5 protein-coding genes are annotated in these 18,710 nt (G+C 75.1%); all 5 read right to left on the minus strand.

The window, feature by feature from the left end:
* Nucleotides 1-17: 17 nt before the first annotated feature.
* The 5 genes from EV374_RS22120 to EV374_RS32715 are packed head-to-tail and all read right to left on the minus strand — an operon-like array spanning nt 18 to nt 18,492.
* Nucleotides 18-824, minus strand: coding sequence for an alpha/beta fold hydrolase (locus EV374_RS22120; protein WP_132238369.1), 807 nt, complete (start codon nt 822-824; stop codon nt 18-20).
* Between the two features lie 25 nt (nt 825-849).
* A complete protein-coding gene (locus tag EV374_RS22125; protein ID WP_132238371.1) occupies nt 850-1,785 on the minus strand; it encodes a TauD/TfdA family dioxygenase in 936 nt (311 codons plus the stop codon).
* A gap of 56 nt (nt 1,786-1,841) precedes the next feature.
* A complete protein-coding gene (locus tag EV374_RS22130) occupies nt 1,842-3,170 on the minus strand; it encodes an MFS transporter (protein ID WP_132238373.1) in 1,329 nt (442 codons plus the stop codon).
* Entirely contained in the window at nt 3,167-4,150 is a 984-nt protein-coding gene (locus EV374_RS22135; RefSeq protein ID WP_132238375.1) for an ornithine carbamoyltransferase, read from the minus strand. Before EV374_RS22135 ends, EV374_RS22130 begins: the two co-directional genes overlap by 4 nt.
* Nucleotides 4,150-18,492: a non-ribosomal peptide synthetase gene (locus EV374_RS32715; protein WP_486485890.1), complete on the minus strand. Its 14,343-nt coding sequence runs from the start codon at nt 18,490-18,492 to the stop codon at nt 4,150-4,152. Before EV374_RS32715 ends, EV374_RS22135 begins: the two co-directional genes overlap by 1 nt.
* Between the last annotated feature and the right edge of the window lie 218 nt (nt 18,493-18,710).

An 18,710-nucleotide genomic window follows, 5' to 3' on the forward strand; every position in this document is an offset into this window, starting at 1 on the left:
GAGTCCGGCGGTGCCGGTCAGGTCAGGTGCGCGGCCACGGATGCCGCGGCACGGGGTACGGTCGGCCGGCCGGCGAGCTGCGCGGTCAGGTCCGCGAGCAGCTCCGCCCGCGCCGGCACGAGATAGAAGTGGTCGCCGGGGAACGCCCGCAGCCGGAAGCCGCCGGTGGTCAGTTCCGCCCAGGCGGAGACCGACTCCCGGTCGCAGGCCGGATCCCCCGTGCCGAGGTACGCCGTGATCGGCGCGGACACGCTCCGCGGCGCGCGCGGCAGGTAGCCGTGGATCAGCCGCAGGTCGGCCCGGAGTGCCGGTACGACCAGCTCCCGCAGCTTCGACGAGCGGAAGACCACCGGATCCACCTCGCCGAGCGCGGCGATCCGGACGAGGAACTCCTCGTCGTCGAGGTGGTCGGGGTGCTGGTCGATCCGGGTGACGTGCGGTGCCCCGTGCCCCGAGACGAACAGGAACTCCGGCACGACGCCGAACCGCTCCTCCAGCCGGACGGCCACCTCGTAGGCGACCGAGGCGCCCATGCTGTGGCCGAACAGGGCGAGGGGACGGTCCAGGTACCCGGTGAGCGCCTCGGTGACCCGGTCGGCGAGCACGTCCATCCGGTCGACGCACGGCTCGGAGAGCCGGTCCTGCCGGCCCGGGTAGCGGACGGCGAGCACGTCGACGGAGTCCGGCAGCCGCGCCGCCCAGGTCTGGAAGAACCCGGCCGAGCCGCCGGCGTGCGGCAGGCACACCAACCGCAGGCCCGCGTGCGCACCGCCCCGGAACACCCGCAGCCAGGGACCGCCGCCGGTCGGGCGGGGCAGGGACATCTGGGGCACTCTCCGGTCGCGCCGCTCAGTCCGACATCGCCACCAGCACCCGGCGGTCGCCCGTGTACGGGCGCCGGCCGTGCGCGGTGAGCACGTTGTCGATCAGCAGCAGGTCGCCGACCCGCCAGTCGACGTCGACCGCCGCCTCCAGGCCCCGGTCGCGGATCTGGGTGACGTACTCGTCGGGGATCGGGGAGCCGTCGGCGAAGGTCACCGACTGGGGTAGCTCGTCCGGGCCCATCACCTGGGTCATCACCCTGGCGATGTCGTCGTCCAGGCCGGCCGGGTGCCACTGGTCGGCCTGGTTGAACCACACCTCGGCCCCGGTGACCGGGTGCCGCAGGGTGGACTCCCGCAGCTGGACCACACGCAGTCCGTCGGCGGTCCACTCCCAGGTGGCGCCGGCGCCGGCGAGGAACTCCTCGACCTCGTCGCGGCTGTCGGTCTCGAAGGTCTCCCGCCAGCTCTTGCCCAGCCCCATCCCGTCGTGCAGGTTCTGCTGGTAGCGCAGGCCACCGGCGAAGTCGGCGCGCAACTGCGGGTCCAGGGAGTCGAGCCACAGCTCGGCGTCGACGACGGGGGTGGCGCCGCCGGTCTCGGCGGCGATCTGGCAGAAGAAGAGCAGCCGGGCCGGCCACTGCGCCGCGTACGACAGCTCGTTGTGCATGGAGATGGTGTACCGGGACGGGTACTCGGTGGAGGTGTAGACGTTGCGGCCCACCTTGGTGCGGGGCGAGTTGCCGTGCACGTACGCCAGTCGCCTCGGCAGCAGCAGGTCCATCACCGGGTCCAGGGTCTCCGGCCGCACCCCGAAGCCACGGAAGACGAGCGCCTTCTCGGCCGTGAGCACCTCCGCCAGGTCCAGCTCGCGCAGGTGACCGACCAGGCCCTCGGCGCTCGGCGCGCAGCCGGCGCTCTCCGGGGTGATCTCCAACGGCTTCCAGCTCGCGTGCTCGTTCATTCCGGGGCTCCTCACCGTCCCAAGCTGTGCGATCCCTCCCAGGCTCTGCCGCTCCGCTATATTCCGTCCATATCGCCGCCGTCCCGGGTCGCGCGGCCCGCCCGCTCGGCGGCCTCCGCCCGCTCCGCCTCGGCCCGGGCCCGACCGCCGAAGCCGAGCACCGCGAGCACCGCGATCACCCCCATCGCCCCGCCCACGATCAGCATGGCCTTGGTGAAGCTCGTCGAGTCGAGCAGGAAGCCCGCGAACAGCGCCCCCAGTGAGTTGGCTCCCGAGCTGAGCAGCATGACGATCGAGCCGGCCCGCCCGCGCAGGTGGTCAGGTGCGCTCTGGAGCACGTACAACATCCCGGCCACGTTGCTGATGCCGGCGCCGTAGTGGATCAACGCGAAGATCGCGCCGAGGACGACGAGTCCCGGTGCCAGCGCGAGTCCCGGTGCCAGCGCGAGCAGCGGCATCAGCACCGCCCAGGCGATGTTGACCCCCATGATGATCCGGCGGATCCCCCAGCGACTCAGGTAGAAGTTGCTGGTCATCGCGCCGGCCATGCCGAAGACGCTGTTCACCATCAGCAGCATCCCGACCGTGGCTGACGAGCCGCCCAGGTTCTTGACGATCACCACGAGGCCCAGGCCCAGCACCTGGAACAGGATGTTGCTCGCCGCGAAGAGGCCGAGGGCGCGGCGCAGGTAGAGCTGGCCCCAGACGAAGACGAAGCCCTCCCGCACCCGGGTCAGCAGGCCACCGGGCTCGTCCGCGCGCGCCTTCGGCGCCTGCAGGTCCCGCCGCACGAACAGCAGGGTGACCAGCGAGATCACGTGCATCAGCACGGCGAAGCCGAACGGCGCCCAGCGGGTCAGCGCGTACAGCCCGGCGCCGGCCGGCTGGCCGAGGATGCTGGCCGCGTTGGCCCGCGACTCGTTCGCCGCCGTCGCGGCGCCGTACCTGTCGGCCGGGACCACGTTGAACACCGCGGCGCGTTCGGCCAGGGCGTAGCAGATGCCCAGGCTGGCCTCCACGAACGCGACCGCCATCAGGTGCGGCAGCCACACCGAGTCCCGGGCCACCGCGACCGCGACACTGCCGATCGCGACGATCCGCCCGACGTTGCAGAGCACCATCGTGCGGCGCCGGTCCCAGCGGTCGACCAGCGCCCCCGCCGGCAGCTGGGTCACCAGGTTGGGCAGCAGCGCGGCGAAGGTCACCAGGCTGGCCGCCGTGGCCGAACCGGTCGACCAGAAGACCAGCAGGGTGTAGCTGATCGAGGTGGCCCGGGAACCCAGCGCGGAGACCCCGGAGCCGACCCAGAGCAGCAGGAAGTCGCGGTTGCCGGTCAGGCGCCCCGGCTGCCGGGACGTGGCCGCCGGGTGCCCGACCGCGCTCACGACGCGGACCCGGCGGGGGTGGCCCGGCACCAGTCGAGCACTGCCATCGCGCTGTAGAGCTTGTTCTCCGCCTGCTGGAAGGCGATGCTGGCCGGCCCGTCGAGCACCTCGGCGGTGACCTCCTCCCCCCGGTGCGCCGGGAGGTCGTGCATGAAGACCGCGTGCGGGCTACGCCGCCACAGCTCCCGGTCCACCTGGAACGGGGCGAAGCGCGTCCGCCAGTCGGGGTCGGGCTTGCTGGTGCCGGTGGTCTGCCACCGGGTGGTGTAGATGGCGTCCAGGTCACCCGGCAGGTCGTCCATGTGGTGCCGTTCGACGAGGTGGGCGCCGCAGCGCTGCGCCTGCTCCCGCGCGACCGCCGCGATCTCCGCCGGCAGCCCGTACCCCGCCGGGGTGCGCAGCTCCAGCTCCACGCCGGGGAAACGGGTCAGCGCCAGGGCCAGGGCGGTGGCGGTGTTGTTCGCCTCGCCCAGGTAGAGCAGCCGCAGGTGTTCGATGCGGCCGAAGCGCCGCAGCAGGGTGGTCAGGTCGGCCAGCGCCTGCGTCGGGTGCTCCTCGGCGCTCATCGCGTTGATCACGGCCATCCGGTGCTGGCGCGACCAGTCGCGCATCTCCCCCGGGTCGGCGGCGGTCCGCGCCACCAGCACGTCGAGCATGCCCGACAGCACCCGGCCGGTGTCCTCGCTGGACTCCCCGGTGTTGACCTGGAGGTCGTTCGGCCCGTACTGGATCGTCTTCGCGCCGAGCCGCAGCGCGGCCACGGTGAACGCGGTCCGGGTCCGGGTCGACGTCTTCACGAAGTAGGTGCCGACCACCCGGTCGGCCAGCGGGCTGGCGGACTCGCCGGCGGCGAACCGCGCCCCCCGGGCCACGATCGAGTAGAGGTCGTCGTCGGTCAGGTCGCGGATCGACACCAGGTGCCGCACCTGCCGGGTCGGTGGGTCGGTGACCGTGGCAAGGATGCTCGGTACGGTCGTCATCACATTTCCTCCGTCAGTGCGGTGTCGGACGCCAGCCGCGACACGACCTCGTGGCCCTGGTCGCCGTTGGTCAGCAGCACCAGCCCGGAGCCGTCGGGCACCCGGCCGGCGGTGAGCGCCTGGTAGCCGGGGATGCGGCCCCGGTGGGTGAACTCCACCCGTGCCCCGGCGGGCCCGTCGATGCGGTCCACCATGCAGCCGAGTCCGAAGACGCCGCCCGTTCCGGTGGTCAGTTGCGCCACCGCCAGCTCCCGGCTCAGCAGGGCCGGGTCGCCCCGGTACGCGAGGTGGATCTCCCTGACGAGCTGGGCCAGGTCGGTGGCGGTGGTCCAGAGGCCGGCCGCCGCCAGGTCCGTACGCACCTGCCAGCCGCCCGGGAGCGGCTCGCCCCGCTCGTCGTGCCCGACGGCCACCGGCCGGCCGGACGTCTCCGGGAAGCTCTGGTCGAAGCTGCTGCCTGTCATCCCCGCCGGTCCGAAGACCAGCTCGGCCATCAGGTCGGCGAAGGGGGTCGCGGTGACGTCCTCCATGAGCTGCTGCACCACCACGAAGTGGCTGTTGCGCTCCACGGCCACCGCGTCGGGCGCGTCGAGCGCCCGGACCGGACCGGTGGGCACGCCCCGGCCGTGCAGCACGTCCGACAGGCTCGGCACGGGGCCGCCACGCGGGTGTCCGGTGCTGCCCGTCGGGGTCAGCCCGGCGACGTGGGAGAGCAGTTGCCGCAGGCTCACCGGCCGCTCGGCCGGCAGCTGCCAGCCCTTCAGGTACGCGTTGACGTCCGTGTCGAGCTGGAGCTGGCCCCGCCCGAGAAGGACCAGTGCGCCCACCGCGGTGACCAGCTTGCTGACCGAGCCGACCTGGAAGATGGTCGCCGGGGTCACCGGGGCGTCGCCGCCGGCCGCGCGGTGCCCGGCGGCGCGGACCTCCACCACCTCGCCGTCGGCGAGCACGGCCAGCGAGGCGCCGGGCACCCGGTGGGCGGCGAGCAGCGGCTCGACGGCCGGCAGCACCGGCACGGCCCGCGCCACGCCGGCGCGTACCGCCGGATCCGCCGCTTCGACGGACGCCGCCGCCCCGGTCGGGGCGAGCGAGGCGGCCAGCTCGGCCAGGGTCCGGTCGAGCATCGCCGCCCGCAGCGTCAGCGGAACTCCGGCCTGCCGGGCCGCCGTGACCACCGGTACGACCAGCAGCGAGTGCCCGCCCAGGGCGAAGAAGCGGTCGTGCCGGCCCACCCGGTCGATCTGGAGGACCCCGGCCCAGATGTCGGCGATCTGCTGTTCCAGACCGGGGCGGGGCGGGGTGTGGTCGGCCGCCCCGGCAAGGTCCACCGGGGGCAGCGCCCGACGGTCCACCTTGCCGTTGGCGTTGAGCGGGATGGCCGGCACCGGGACGAAGACGCTCGGGACCAGGTGGCTGGGCAGCCACCGGGCACAGTGCGCGGCCAGGTCCGGCGCGTCGCCGACGTGGTAGGCCACCAGGCGGGGTCCGCCGGCGCCCGTCGACTCGACGGTCACCACCGCGTCCCGCACGCCCGGATGCGCCACCAGCACCGCCCTGACCTCGCCGGGCTCCACCCGGTGGCCCCGGATCTTCACCTGGTCGTCGACCCGGCCGAGCAGGTCGAGCTGCCCGTCCGGCAGCCAGCGGCCCAGGTCGCCGGTCCGGTACAGCCGCCCGCCGTCCGCGCCGAACGGATCGGGCACGAACCGGTCGGCGGTCAGGTCCGGCCGGCCGGCGTACCCCCGGGCGAGGCCGGGGCCGCCGAGGTGGACGTGGCCGACCACGCCCACCGGCACCGGTTGCAGGTCGGCGTCGAGGACGTACGTGCGCATCCCGGCCATCGGCCGGCCGATCGGCGCGACGTCGGCCGGCAGCGGCCCGGTGACCGGGTACCGGCTGACGGCCACGGTCGCCTCCGTCGGCCCGTACTCGTTGAGCAGCACGCTGCCCGGTGCGAGTGCGTGCCAGCGGTCGCAGACCTGCCGGGTCAGCGCCTCGCCGCCCAGGACCAGCAGCGGGGTCAGGGCCGCCGCCTGCTGCGCGTCGAGCTGGCGGGTCAGCAGGTCGAGGTGGCCGGGGGTCAGCTTGACGAAGCTGAACGGGCCGGCGTCGGCGAGCCTCGGGCCCAGCTCGTCCAGGCCGGCGTCGGGCGGCAGCAGCCACAGCCGCTGCCCGGTGACCAGCGGCGCCCAGATGCTGGTCACCACCATGTCGTACGCGACCGACGAGAAGAGCGCGGCGCCGCCGGTGCGGTCCCCGATCAGCTCCTCGGCCGCCCAGCCGAGATAGTTGGCGAGGCTGCCGTGGGTGATCTGCACGCCGTTCGGCCGGCCGGTCGAGCCGGAGGTGAAGATGACGTACGCGAGGTGGCCCGGGTCGGGGCGGCCGGCCGGCGGGTCGGCGGGCAGCGCGGCGATCCGCTCGGCGTCGCGGTCGAGCAGCACCAGCTCGACGCCGGTGAGCCGGTCGGCGTGGCCAGTCGAGGTCACCACCACCGTCGCCCCGGCGTCGGCGAGCATCGCGGCGACCCGCTCGGCCGGGTGCCCCGGGTCGATCGGCAGGTACGCGCCGCCGGCCCGCCACACCCCGAGCAGTGCGGCGACGAGGTCGACGCCCCGGTCCAGCAGCACCCCGACGACCCGCTCCGGGCCGATCCCCGCCCCGCGCAGGTGGTGGCCGATCCGGTTGGCCGCCGCGTCCAGCTCGGCGTAGGTCGTACCGTCGACGGCCTCCGCGTCGGGGGTGGCGGCGGCCCGCGCCGCGACCCGGTCCGGGACCAGGTCGACGCATTCCGGCGCGGCCGAGGCGTTCCAGCCCACCAGCACGTCGTGCCGCTCCCCGACGGGCAGGTACGCCGCCCGGGGGTCGCCGTCGGGGTCGGCCACCATGGCCTCCAGCACCAGCCGGTACATGCCGCCCAGCCGCGCGGCGTCGGCCCGGCCCATGGCGTGGCTGTCGGTGCTCAGTTCGAGCCGGCCGGCGCCCGCGGCGACGGCGAGCGCGAACTCGGAGGTGCTCGCGCCGATCCGCTCCACGGGCGCGGTGCGCCCGGCGTCGACCTCGGTGAAGTCGAGGTAACTGAAGTAGACGTCGGTGAGGCCGGCGCCCCGGCCGGGGGTGCGGATGGCCGGCGCCGGGTAGCGCCGGTGCGGCCACAGGTCGGCCTCGCGGGCGTGCACCCGCTGGATTAGTTCGCGCCAGCTGCCCGCCGTCCGGTCGTGCGGGAACGGCAGGGTGTTCAGCGACATGGCGTAGACCCGCTCGCTGCCCACCACGTCCGGCCGGGTGTTGCAGACCAGCCCGCTGTAGAAGGCCGGCTCGTCGGTGAGCTGGCTGAGCACCTTCAGGTGCGCGGCGTGCAGCACCGCCTTGAGCGAGACCCGGGCCGCCGAGGCCAGGGCCCGCAGCCGCGGCTCCAGGTCCGCGTAGGACACCACCTCGGTGTACGGCTCCCGGGTGGCCGGCGCGGGCGGCGCCCACGCGGCGGGGAGCAGGAACCTCGGGTGCCGCTCGACCACGTCCTGCCAGTACCGCTGGTCGGCCGCCGAGTCCAGGGCGCGCAGCTCACCGGCGACGAAGTCGGCGAAGCGCACCCCGGGCGGGGCGGCGACCTCGGGCTCCGCGCCCGCCCGCCGCGCCTGGTACCGGTCCAGGATCTCCATCACCAGGGCGTGCAGGCTCCAGCCCTCGATGATGACGTGGCAGATGGTGAGCACCAGCCGCCAACTCCGGTCGGTCTCCAGGCACACGGTGAACCGCAGCAGTGGCGCCCGCTCGACGTCGAACAGCTCGGCGTACTCCTCGCCGACGAGCCGGCGCACCAGGGCCGTCCGGTCCGCCTCGGCCAGCCCCCGCAGGTCGCGGGTTCCGACCGGGACGTCCACGGCGCGGTGCACCAGCTGCATCGGCACCGAGTAGCCGCCCGTGTCCACCGACGTACGCAGCACGTCGTGCCGGGCCACCACCTCGGCGACGGCGGTCCGCAGCGTCGCCAGGTCGAACGGCTCGTCGTCGGGGATCAGGAACGAGACGACGTTGTGGTAGTGGTTCTGGCCGTTGTCGGCCAGCATCTCCAGCAGCATCCCCAGCTGCACCCGCGACAGCGGGTACGCGTCGTCCAGCCCGGCCGGCAGCAGCGGCAGGTCGGCGGGGGCGACCAGCTCGAAGGGCTCGACGGGGCGGTCGGTCGGCGCCGGCGCGTCCCGGCTCGCCAGCACCTCGCCCAGCGCCCGGACGCTCGGGTGCCGGAAGATGTCCGCGACCGTCACGTCCAGCCCGGCCGCGCGCATCGTGCCGGCCAGCACCAGCGCCGTGATGGAGTGCCCGCCGAGGTCGAAGAAGCCGTCGGTGACGCCGACCGCCGGCAGGCCCAGCACGTCGGCCCAGACGGCGGCCACCCGCTCCTCCAGCGGACCGGCCGGGGCGACGAAGTCCCGGCCCGCCGACGTCGCGCCCGTGGGGGCGGGCAGCGCCCGCCGGTCCAGCTTGCCGCTGTTGTTGCGCGGCAACTGCTCCAGCAGCACGAACGCCGACGGGACCATGTACTCCGGCAGGCTGCGCCCCAGCCACTCGCGCAGCGCGGCGACCTGCGGCGGCTCCCCGCCGCCGGCCACCAGGTACGCGGTCAGCCGGGGGTCGGCCGGGTCGTCCGCGCGCAGCACGACGACCGCCTCCGCGACACCGGGCAGCGCGGTCAGCGCCGCCTCGATCTCGCCCGGCTCGATCCGGTAGCCCCGCAGCTTCACCTGGTCGTCGAGGCGGCCGAGGAACTCCACGCTGCCGTCGGGCAGCCGGGTGGCCAGGTCTCCCGTGCGGTACATCCGGCTGCCGGCCGGGCCGTACGGGTCGGGCAGGAACCGCCGGGCGGTCAGCTCGGGCTGGTTGAGGTAGCCGCGGGCCACCCCGTGCCCGGCCAGGTACACCTCGCCGGGCACCCCGATGGGCGCCGGGTGGCCGTACTGGTCGAGCACGTACATCCGCACGCCGGACAGCGGCCGGCCGATGCGGCTGCCCACCCCGGGCGCCAGGTCGGCCCGGGTGATCCGGTGGTAGGTGGAGTAGACGGTGGTCTCGGTGATCCCGTACATGTTGACCAGCGCCGTGCGGGCCAGCCCGAGGCGGGACGCCCACGGGGCGAGGTCGGCGAAGTCGAGCTTCTCCCCCGCGATCACCACGGCGCGCAGCGACAGCTCCCGGATCCCGGGGGCGTCCTCGGCGGCGAGCCGGACCAGCCCGCGCAGCGCCGTCGGGGTCTGCGCCAGCATGGTGACCCGCTGCGCGACCAGCAGGTCCAGCAGGTCCTGCGGCACGCGGGCCACCTCGCGGGGCACCACCACCAGCCGGCTACCGTGCAGCAGCGCGCCCCACAACTCCCAGACGGAGACGTCGAAGGCGTACGAGTGGAACAGCGCCCACACGTCGGTCTCGTCCACCGCGTAGTGCTCCTGCGCGGCGTCGAGCAGGCGCAGCACGTTGGCGTCGCTCACGCAGACGCCCTTGGGCCGGCCGGTCGAGCCGGAGGTGTAGATGACGTAGACGAGGTCGTCGGGGTCACGGGCGATCCCCGGGTCGGTCTCCGGGTGCCCGGCCAGGTCGCCGGAGTCCAGCAGCACCCGCCGCCCGTCGAAGCCGGCGAGCACCTCCGCCTGCGCGGAGGTCGTCACCACGGTCCGCGCCCCGGCGTCGGCCAGCATGTAGCCGAGCCGCTCGGCGGGCTGGGCCGGGTCCAGCGGCAGGTACGCCGCCCCCGCCTTGAGCACGCCGAGCAGCGCGGGCACCAGATCCGCGTCCCGGTCGAGGCAGACCCCGACGACGGTCTCCCGGCCGGCGCCGGCCGCGCGCAGGTGGTGCGCCAGCCGGTTGGCGGCGGCGTCGACCTGGGCGTACGTCAGCTCGACCGCGCCGGCCACCACGGCCACCGCGTGCGGATCGCGGGCCAGCTGGGCCTGGAACAGCTCGACCATGGTGCCCGTGACCGGCTCGTCCGCGCCCTGGTCGGTGACGCCGAGCAGCCGGTCCCGCTCGCCCCCGGGCACGCAGACGGCCTGGCAGTCGCCGTCGGGGTCGGCGACCATCGCCTCCAGCACCGCCCGGTACATGCCGGCGATCCGGTCCAGGTTGGCCTGGCTGACCAGCCCCGTCCGGGCGGAGAGCGCGTAGCGGCCCCGCTGGGCGAAGCAGGAGAGGTCGAACTCGGTGGCGCCCTCGCCGGCGGCGCCGGTGACCACCGGCCCGGATCCGTCGCCGCCCTGCGTCGCGCGGGTGAAGTCCTGGTAGTTGAACAGGACGTGCAGCAGCCGGTGGCCGGCCTCGCGCTGCATCTCGGCCAGCGGGAACCGCCGGTGCGGCCACAGCGCGACCTCCCGGTCGAACACCGCCGCGACGAGGTCCCGCCAGGTGCGGGCCGACCGGTCGTACGGGAACGGCACCGTGTTGAGGTACATGCCGTGCACCTCGTCGGCGCCGAGCACCTCGGGCCGGGCGTCGCAGACGAGGCCGGCGTGGAAGCCCGGCTCGCCGGTGAGCTGGGCGAGCACCTTCAGGTGGGCGGCGTGCAGCACGGCCTTCACCGACACGTCGGTGTCGCGGGCGAGGGCGCGCAGCGCCTCGTCCAGGTCGGCGAAGTCGACCGTGGCGTCCACCGTGGCGTCCGGCGCGTCCGGCTCGCCCCAGCCGGCGGGCAGGGTGAACGGGGCACGCCCGTCCCACACCGACCGCCAGTGTTCCCGGTCGGCGGTCGACTCCAGCGCGGCGATCTCGGCGGCGATGAAGTCGGCGTAGCGCACGGCCGGCACGGCGGCCGGCGCCGGGGTGCGGCCGTCGGCCAGCTCGGCGTAGCGGTCGAGCACCTCGGTGACCAGCCGCGCGCTGCTCCAGCCCTCGGTGACGGTGTGGGAGATGGTGAAGGTGAACCACCAGCTCTCGTCGCTGTCCACGTGCGCCGTGACCCGCAGCAGCGGCGCGGTGGCGACGTCGAACGGGCGGGCCCGCTCGGCGGCGACGAACTCCGCGAAGAGCGTGGCGTGCCGCTCGGCCGGGACGCCCCGGCCGTCCTCGACGCGCACGTCGGGTTCGGCGTCGGCGTGCACGAGCTGCATCGGCACCGAGTAGCCGACCAGGTCGAACGACGTGCGCAGGATCTCGTGCCGGGCCACCACGGCGCGGACCGCGCCGCGCAGCGCCCCGGCGTCGAACGGCCGCCCGTCGCGCACCTGGTGGGCCAGGACGCTGTGGTAGACCGCGCGGTCGCCGCTGACGGCCGACTCCACCAGCATGCCGAGCTGGGTGCGCGACGCCGGGTAGGCGTCGACCAGGCCGGCGGGCAGCTTGGCGCGGTCGGCGTCGCCGAGCAGCGCGTACGGGGCGACCGGGCGGAACTCGTCGGTGTCGGCGTCGGTCAGCGCGGCGGCCAGCCGGCGTACGGTGCGGTGGGCGAAGACGTCCCGCACGCTGGTGGGGTGCCCGGCGGCGCGCAGCGTGCCGACGAGGGTGACCGCGAGCATCGAGTCGCCGCCGAGGTCGAAGAAGCTGTCGGTGACGCCGACCCGGGCCACGCCGAGCACCCGCGCCCAGATCCCGGCGATCTCCTCCTCCACGTCACCGGTCGGGGCCTGGTAGTCCCCGGTGGCGTACGCGCCGGTGCCGGGGGCCGGGAGCTGGCGCCGGTCGACCTTGCCGTTCGGGTCCTTCGGGATGGCGTCGAGGGTGACGTAGGCGGCCGGCACCATCGCCTCGGGCAGCGCGGCGAGCAGCCGCTCCCGCAGCCCGGACGGAGCCGGCGCGTCGCCGGGGGTCGGCAGCACGTACCCGACGAGGGTGCGGCGGCCGTCGTGCTCGCGGACGGCGGCGACCGCGTCGGCCACGCCGGGGCAGGCCCGCAGGGCCGTCTCGATCTCACCCAGCTCGATGCGTACGCCGTGCAGCTTCACCTGGGAGTCGAGCCGGCCCAGGAAGTCGACGGTGCCGTCCGGCCGCCACGCCGCCGCGTCCCCGGTGCGGTACAGCCGGGACCCGGGCGGCCCGTACGGGTCCGGCACGAACTTCCCGGCGGTCAGTCCGGGCCGCCCGAGGTAGCCCCGGGCCAGCCCCGTCCCGCCGACGCACAGCTCGCCGGGCACGCCGACCGGCACGGGGTCGAGCCGCTCGTCGAGGACGTACAGCCGCAGGTTCGGGTGCGGGGTGCCGAGCGGCACCCGGGACAGCCCCGCCAGGGCGTCGGCGGTGCATTGCCAGCTGCTCACGTCGACGGTGGCCTCGGCCGGGCCGTACGTGTTGTGCAGCTCGCAGCCGGGCAGCGCGGCCAGGAGCGCCCGCGCCACGTCGACGCCGATCTCCTCGCCGCCCACCGCCACCGACCGCAGCGACCGGCACCCGGCCAGCCCTTCGGCGAGCAGCGCCGGCAGCATCGACGGCACGAAGTGGACGGTGGTGACGCCCTCGCGGGCCATCAGCTCGCACAGGTACGCGGGGTCGCGGTGCCCGCCGGGGCGGGCCACCACGATCCGGGCGCCCGCCGACAGGGCCGCGTAGACCTCGCCCGGCGAGACGTCGAAGCCGATCTCGGTCTTCTGGAGCACGACGGCGTCGGAGTCCAGCCGGTAGACCCGCGCGCCGACGTGCCCGGTGCGGTTGACCAGGGCCCGGTGCGACAGCAGCGAGCCCTTGGGGCGGCCGGTGGAGCCCGAGGTGTAGATGACGACGCTGCCGTTGTCGGGGTCCGTCAGCGGCTCCGGGTCGGTCGGCGGCCGGTCGGCCCAGGCGTCCGGCTCGTCGAGCAGCACCACCGTGGCGTCGACCGGCGGCAGCTGCGCCCGCAGCTCGGCGGTGGTCAGCAGCACCGGGGCCGCCGCGTCGGTGAGCATGAACGCCAACCGCTCCGCCGGGTACGACGGATCCAACGGCAGGTACACCCCACCCGCCTTGTGCACCGCCAACATCGCCACGACCTGCTCCACCGACCGGTGCGCGCACACCCCGACCAGCACCTCCGGTCCCACCCCCAGCGCCCGCAGGTGGTGCGCCAACCGGTTCGCCCGGCCGTTGAGCTGCCCGTACGAGAACGACACGCCCTCGGCCGTGATGGCCACGGCGTCCGGCCGCCGTGCGGCCTGCGCCTCGAACGCCGCCGGCACGTACCCGCCGACCTCGACCGTGCGGCCCGGGGCGAACCGGGCGATCTCCTCGCGCTCCCCGGCCGGCAGGCGCGGTGCCGCCGCGTCGCCCTCGGGGTCGGCCACCATCGCCGTCAGCACCTCGCGGAACATCGCCCCGATCCGCACCAGGGCGGCCGGGTCGGCGGTCCGGCTGTCGCTGACCAGGCGGAGGGTGCCGCCGCCCGCCCCGACCGACAGGCCGAACTCGGTGGCCCCGGGCCCGCCGACCTCGACGAGGTCCGTGCCGGGCGCCCCGGCCGCCGCGCCGCCGCCGTCCTGCCGGGTCTCCACGTAGCCGAAGACGACGTCGATCGGCCGGGACCCGGCGTCGGCCAGCCGCGCCACGGCCGGCAGCGGGTAGCGCCGGTGCGGCCACAGCTCCACCTCGCGGTCGAAGACCGAGCGCACCAGCTCCCGCCACGTCCCCGCCGCGCGGGCGTGCGGGAACGGCAGCACGTTGATGTACATCCCGTGCACCCGCTCCGCGCCCCGCACCTCGGGCCGCGCGTCGCACACCAGGCCCGTGTAGAAGGCGGACCCGCTGGTGAGCTGGCTCATCACCTTCAGGTGCGCGGCGTGCAGCACCGCCTTGACCGAGGTGTTGGTGTCGCTGGCGAGCCGCCGGAGCGCCGCGTCCAGGTCGTTGACGTCCACCGTGTACCGGCAGACCGCTGCCGCGCCGGACCGGTCGCCGAAGGCGTCCGGGAGGGTGAGCTTGGGCCGCCCGGTCACCACCGCCCGCCAGTGCGCGGCGGTCTCCGGCGAGCGCAGCGCCGCCAGCTCGCCGGCGACGTGGTCGGCGTACCGGACGGCGGGGGGCTCGTCCTGCCTCGGCGCCTCGCCGCGGCTGCGCCGGGCGTACTCGCCGAGCAGCTCGGCGAGCAGGGCGTTGAGGTCCCAGCCGCCGGTCACCAGGTGACTCACGGCGAGGGTCAGCCACCAGGCCCCGCCGCCGTCGGCGTGCGCGGCGACCCGCAGCAGCGGGGCCTCCGAGTCCAGGTCGAAGGGGGTACGCCGCTCGGCGGCCAGGCGCTCGGCGTGATCAGCGGCCGGGTGCACGGCGACCGGCACGGCGACGCTCGCGCGCACCAGCTGCATCGGCACCGAGTAGCCGGTCAGGTCGACCGAGGTGCGCAGCGTCTCGTGCCGGGCGACCAGCGCGTCGACCGTCGCCTGGAGCGCGCGGGCGTCGAACGGCCGCCCGTCGTCGACCCGGATCGACTGCACGATGTGGTACAGCGACCGCTCCGGGTCCTTCTGGATCTCCACGGCCATGCCGACCTGCGCCTGCGTCGCCGGGTACGCGTCGACCAGCCCGGCCGGCAGCCTGGCCCGGTCGGCGGCGTCGATCAGCGCGTACGGCTCGACGGGGCGAAAGGCCCCCTCCTTGGGGGTGTCGGCCTCGGCGAGCGCGGTGACCAGGCGGCGGATCGTGCGGTGCGCGAAGATGTCCCGCACGGTGACGTCGTGGCCGGCGGCACGCAGCGACCCGACCAGGGTCACCGCGGTCATCGAGTCGCCGCCGAGGTCGAAGAAGCTCTCGGTGACGCTGACCCGGTCGAGGTCGAGCACCCACGACCAGACGCCGGCCATCGCCGACTCCACCGGACCGTTGGGCCGCTCGTAGCGGCCCCGGGCGTAGGACCGCGCGTCCGGCGCCGGCAGTTGCCGCCGGTCGACCTTGCCGTGCGGGTCCACGGGGACGGCGTCGATCGTGACGTACGCGGCCGGCACCGTCGCCTCGGGCAGCTCGGCCAGCAGGCGCTCCCGCAGCTCACCGGGGGTGGGCGCGGGTCCGCCGTCGGTGACGAGGTAGCCGACCAGGGTGCGCCGGCCGTCCTGCTCGCGGACGGCGGCGACCGCGTCGGTCACCCCGGGGCAGCCGCGCAGGGCCGTCTCGATCTCCCCCAGTTCGATGCGTACGCCGTGCAGCTTCACCTGCGAGTCGATGCGCCCCAGGAAGTCGACGGTGCCGTCGGGCCGCCACGCCGCCGCGTCCCCGGTGCGGTACAGCCGCGATCCGGGCGCGCCGTACGGGTCCGGCACGAACCGCTGCGCGGTCGTTCCGGGCGCCCCGAGGTAGCCCCGGGCCAGCCCGGTCCCGCCGATGCACAGCTCGCCGCGCACCCCGACCGGCACCGGTTGCAGGTGCTCGTCGAGCACCCGGACGGTGAGGTTGGTGAACGGGGTTCCGAGCGGCACCCGGGTCAGCCCGGCCAGGGCGTCGGCGGTGCAGAGCCAGCTCGTGACGTCGACGGTGGTCTCGGCCGGGCCGTACGTGTTGTGCAGCTCGCAGCCGGGCAGCACGGCCAGGAACGCCCGCGCCACGTCGACGGCGATCTCCTCGCCGCCGACGGCCACCGACCGCAGCGACCGGCAGCCGCCGATCCCCTCGGCCAGCAGCGCCGACAGCATGCTCGGCACCAGCTCGACGGCGGTGACGCCCTCGCGGACGATCAGCTCCCGCAGGTATGCGGGGTCGCGGTGCCCGCCGGGGCGGGCCACCACGATCCGGGCGCCCGCCGACAGGGCCGCGTAGACCTCGGCCGGGGAGACGTCGAAGCCGATCTCGGTCTTCTGGAGCAGCACGGCTTCCTCGTCGAGGCGGTTGATCCGCCGGCCGGCGTACGCGGAGCGGTTGACCAGCGCCCGGTGCGGCACGAGGACGCCCTTGGGCTGGCCGGTCGAGCCGGAGGTGTAGATGACGTAGCAGCCGCTGTCGGCGTGGGTGGCCGGCTCGGGGTCGGTGGCCGGCTGGCCCGCCCAGGCGTCCGGCTCGTCGAGCAGCACGGTGGTCGCCGCGCCCGCCGGGAGCTGGCCGCGCAGCTCGGCGGTGGTGAGCAGCACCGGGGCCGCCGCGTCGGTGAGCATGAACGCCAACCGCTCCGCCGGGTACGACGGATCCAACGGCAGGTACACCCCACCCGCCTTGTGCACCGCCAACATCCCCACGACCTGCTCCACCGACCGGTGCGCACACACCCCGACCAGCACCTCCGGCCCCACCCCCAGCCCCCGCAGGTGGTGCGCCAACCGGTTGGCCCGGGCGTTCAGGTCCCGGTAGCTGACGCGGGTGCCGTCGCAGGTGATGGCCACCGCGTCCGGCCGCCGCGCGGCCTGCGCCTCGAACGCCGCCGGGGCGTACCCGCCGACCTCGGCGGTGCCGCCGGACGACCAGCCCTCGACCTCGTCGCGTTCCGCCGCCGGAAGGCGGACGGCGACCGCGTCGCCCTCGGGGTCGGCCACCATCGCCGTCAGCACCTCGCGGAACATCGCCCCCACCCGGGCCAGCGCGGCGGGACCGAAGACGTGGCTGTCGCCGACCAGGTCGAGGAAGCCGCCGGCGGCGGTCACCTGGAGGGCGAACTCGGTGCCGCCCTCCCCGGCGATGGCCTCGAAGTCGACGGACTCGTCGGCGACCGCCCCGGCCCGGCGGAACTCGGTGTAGTCGAAGACGACGTCGATCGGACGGGACCCGGCGCCGGCCATCCGCTGCACCGCCGGCAGCGGGTACCGCCGGTGCGGCCACAGCTCCACCTCGCGGTCGAAGACCGACCGCACCAGCTCCCGCCACGTGCCGGCACCCCGGGCGTGCGCGAACGGCAGCACGTTGATGTACATGCCGTGCACCCGCTCGGCGCCCCGCACCTCGGGCCGCGCGTCGCACACCAGGCCCGTGTAGAACCGCCCCTGGTCGGTGAGCTGGCTCATCACCTTCAGGTGCGCGGCGTGCAGCACCGACTTGGGCGACACGTCGAGGGTCGACGCGAGCGCCCGCAGCTTGGGCTCCAGGTCCTGGTAGCTGACCCGGGTCCGCAGGCTCTCGCGCGGGCCGTCGGTGCGGCCCCAGCCGTCCGGCGTGGTGAAGCCGGCGTACGTGTCGACGACGCCCCGCCAGTACGCCTCGTCCTCGCCGCCCTTCAGCGCGGCCAGTTCGGCGGCGACGAAGTCGGCGTACCGGACGGCGGTCGGCTCCGGCGACTCGGGCACCATACCGGCGCTGCGCCGCTCGTAGCAGCCGATCAGCTCGACCAGGAGGGTGTTCAGGTCCCAGCCGCCGGTGACCAGGTGGCTGACGGCGACGGTGAGCCACCAGCCCCGCTCGTCGGTGCGGTGGGCGGCGACCCGCAGCAGCGGCGCCGGCTGGTCCAGCGCGAAGGGCCGCGCCCGCTCCGCGTCGACGTACGCCCGCAGCCGCGCCTCGACGTCGTCGCCGGTCAGCTCCGTCACCCGTACGTCGACGGGCGCCTCGGCGTGCACCAGCTGCATCGGCACCGTGTAGCCGGTCAGGTCGAACGAGGTACGCAGCGTCTCGTGCCGGCCGACCACGTCCCGCACGGCGGCCCGCAGCGCGTCGGCCGAGAAGGGCCGTCCACTGTGCACCCGGAAGCAGCGCACGATGTGGTAGAGCGACTTGCCGGGGTCCTTCTGGATCTCCACGGCCATGCCGACCTGCGCCTGCACGGCCGGGTAGGCGTCCACGAGGCCGGCGGGCAGGGCGGCCCGGTCGGCGGCGGGCAGCAGGGAGAAGGGCGCGACGGCCTGGAAGGCCGGCGCTGCCGGGGCGGCGTCCTTGGCGGAGAGGTGCCCGGCCAGGGCGGCGACCGTGCGGTGCAGGAAGACGTCCCGGACGGCCACCCCGAAGCCGGCCGCCCGCAGCGCGCCGACCAGGGCGACCGCGCGCAGCGAGTCGCCGCCGAGGTCGAAGAAGCTCTCCCGGGTGCTGACCTGTTCGAGGTTGAGCACCTGGCCCCAGATCCCGGCGAGCTGGGTCTCCAGCTCGGTCTCCGGGGCGACGTGTGCCCGCTCGACGGGCACCGCCGCCTCCCACAGGGCGGCGCGGTCGACCTTGCCGTTGGCGTTGAGCGGGATCGCCTCCACGGCGACGAACTCGGCCGGGATCATGTACTCCGGCAGGTGCTCCGCGCACCGCGTGCGGATCCGGTCCAGCAGGCCGGGGGTTGCCGCCGTGGCCGGGCGGTAGAACGCCACCAGCCGGGCGTCGCCCTCGGCGGCCGAGCCGGAGACCAGGGCGACCGCGTCGGCCACGCCGTCGGTGCCCTCCAGGACCGTCTCGATCTCGCCGAGTTCGATGCGGTAGCCGCGGATCTTCACCTGGTGGTCCACGCGGCCGACGAACTCCACCGCCCCGTCGGGCAGCCGCCGCACCAGGTCGCCGGTGCGGTACATCCGCGCCCCGGCCGTGGCTCCAGCGGCGGCTGCGGTTCCGGCTCCGGCGGCTGCTGCGGTCCCAGCAGCGGCTGCGGTTCCGGGTGCTGCGGTTCCGGGTGCGGCGGCGAACGGGTCGGGCACGAACCGCTCCGCCGTCAACGCCGGCTGACCCGCATAACCACGGGCCACGCCCACGCCACCCACGTACAGCTCACCGACCACACCCACCGGAGCCA

The sequence above is a fragment of the Micromonospora sp. CNZ303 genome (genome assembly GCF_004345505.1).

What these genes read in the sequence shown, in the direction of transcription:
- EV374_RS32715 (WP_486485890.1), bottom strand. Translation starts at nt 18,492, where the DNA reads ATGTACCGCACCGGCGACCTGGTGCGGCGGCTGCCCGACGGGGCGGTG.
- EV374_RS22135 (WP_132238375.1), bottom strand. Translation starts at nt 4,150, where the DNA reads ATGACGACCGTACCGAGCATCCTTGCCACGGTCACCGACCCACCGACC.
- EV374_RS22125 (WP_132238371.1), bottom strand. Translation starts at nt 1,785, where the DNA reads ATGAACGAGCACGCGAGCTGGAAGCCGTTGGAGATCACCCCGGAGAGC.
- EV374_RS22120 (WP_132238369.1), bottom strand. Translation starts at nt 824, where the DNA reads ATGTCCCTGCCCCGCCCGACCGGCGGCGGTCCCTGGCTGCGGGTGTTC.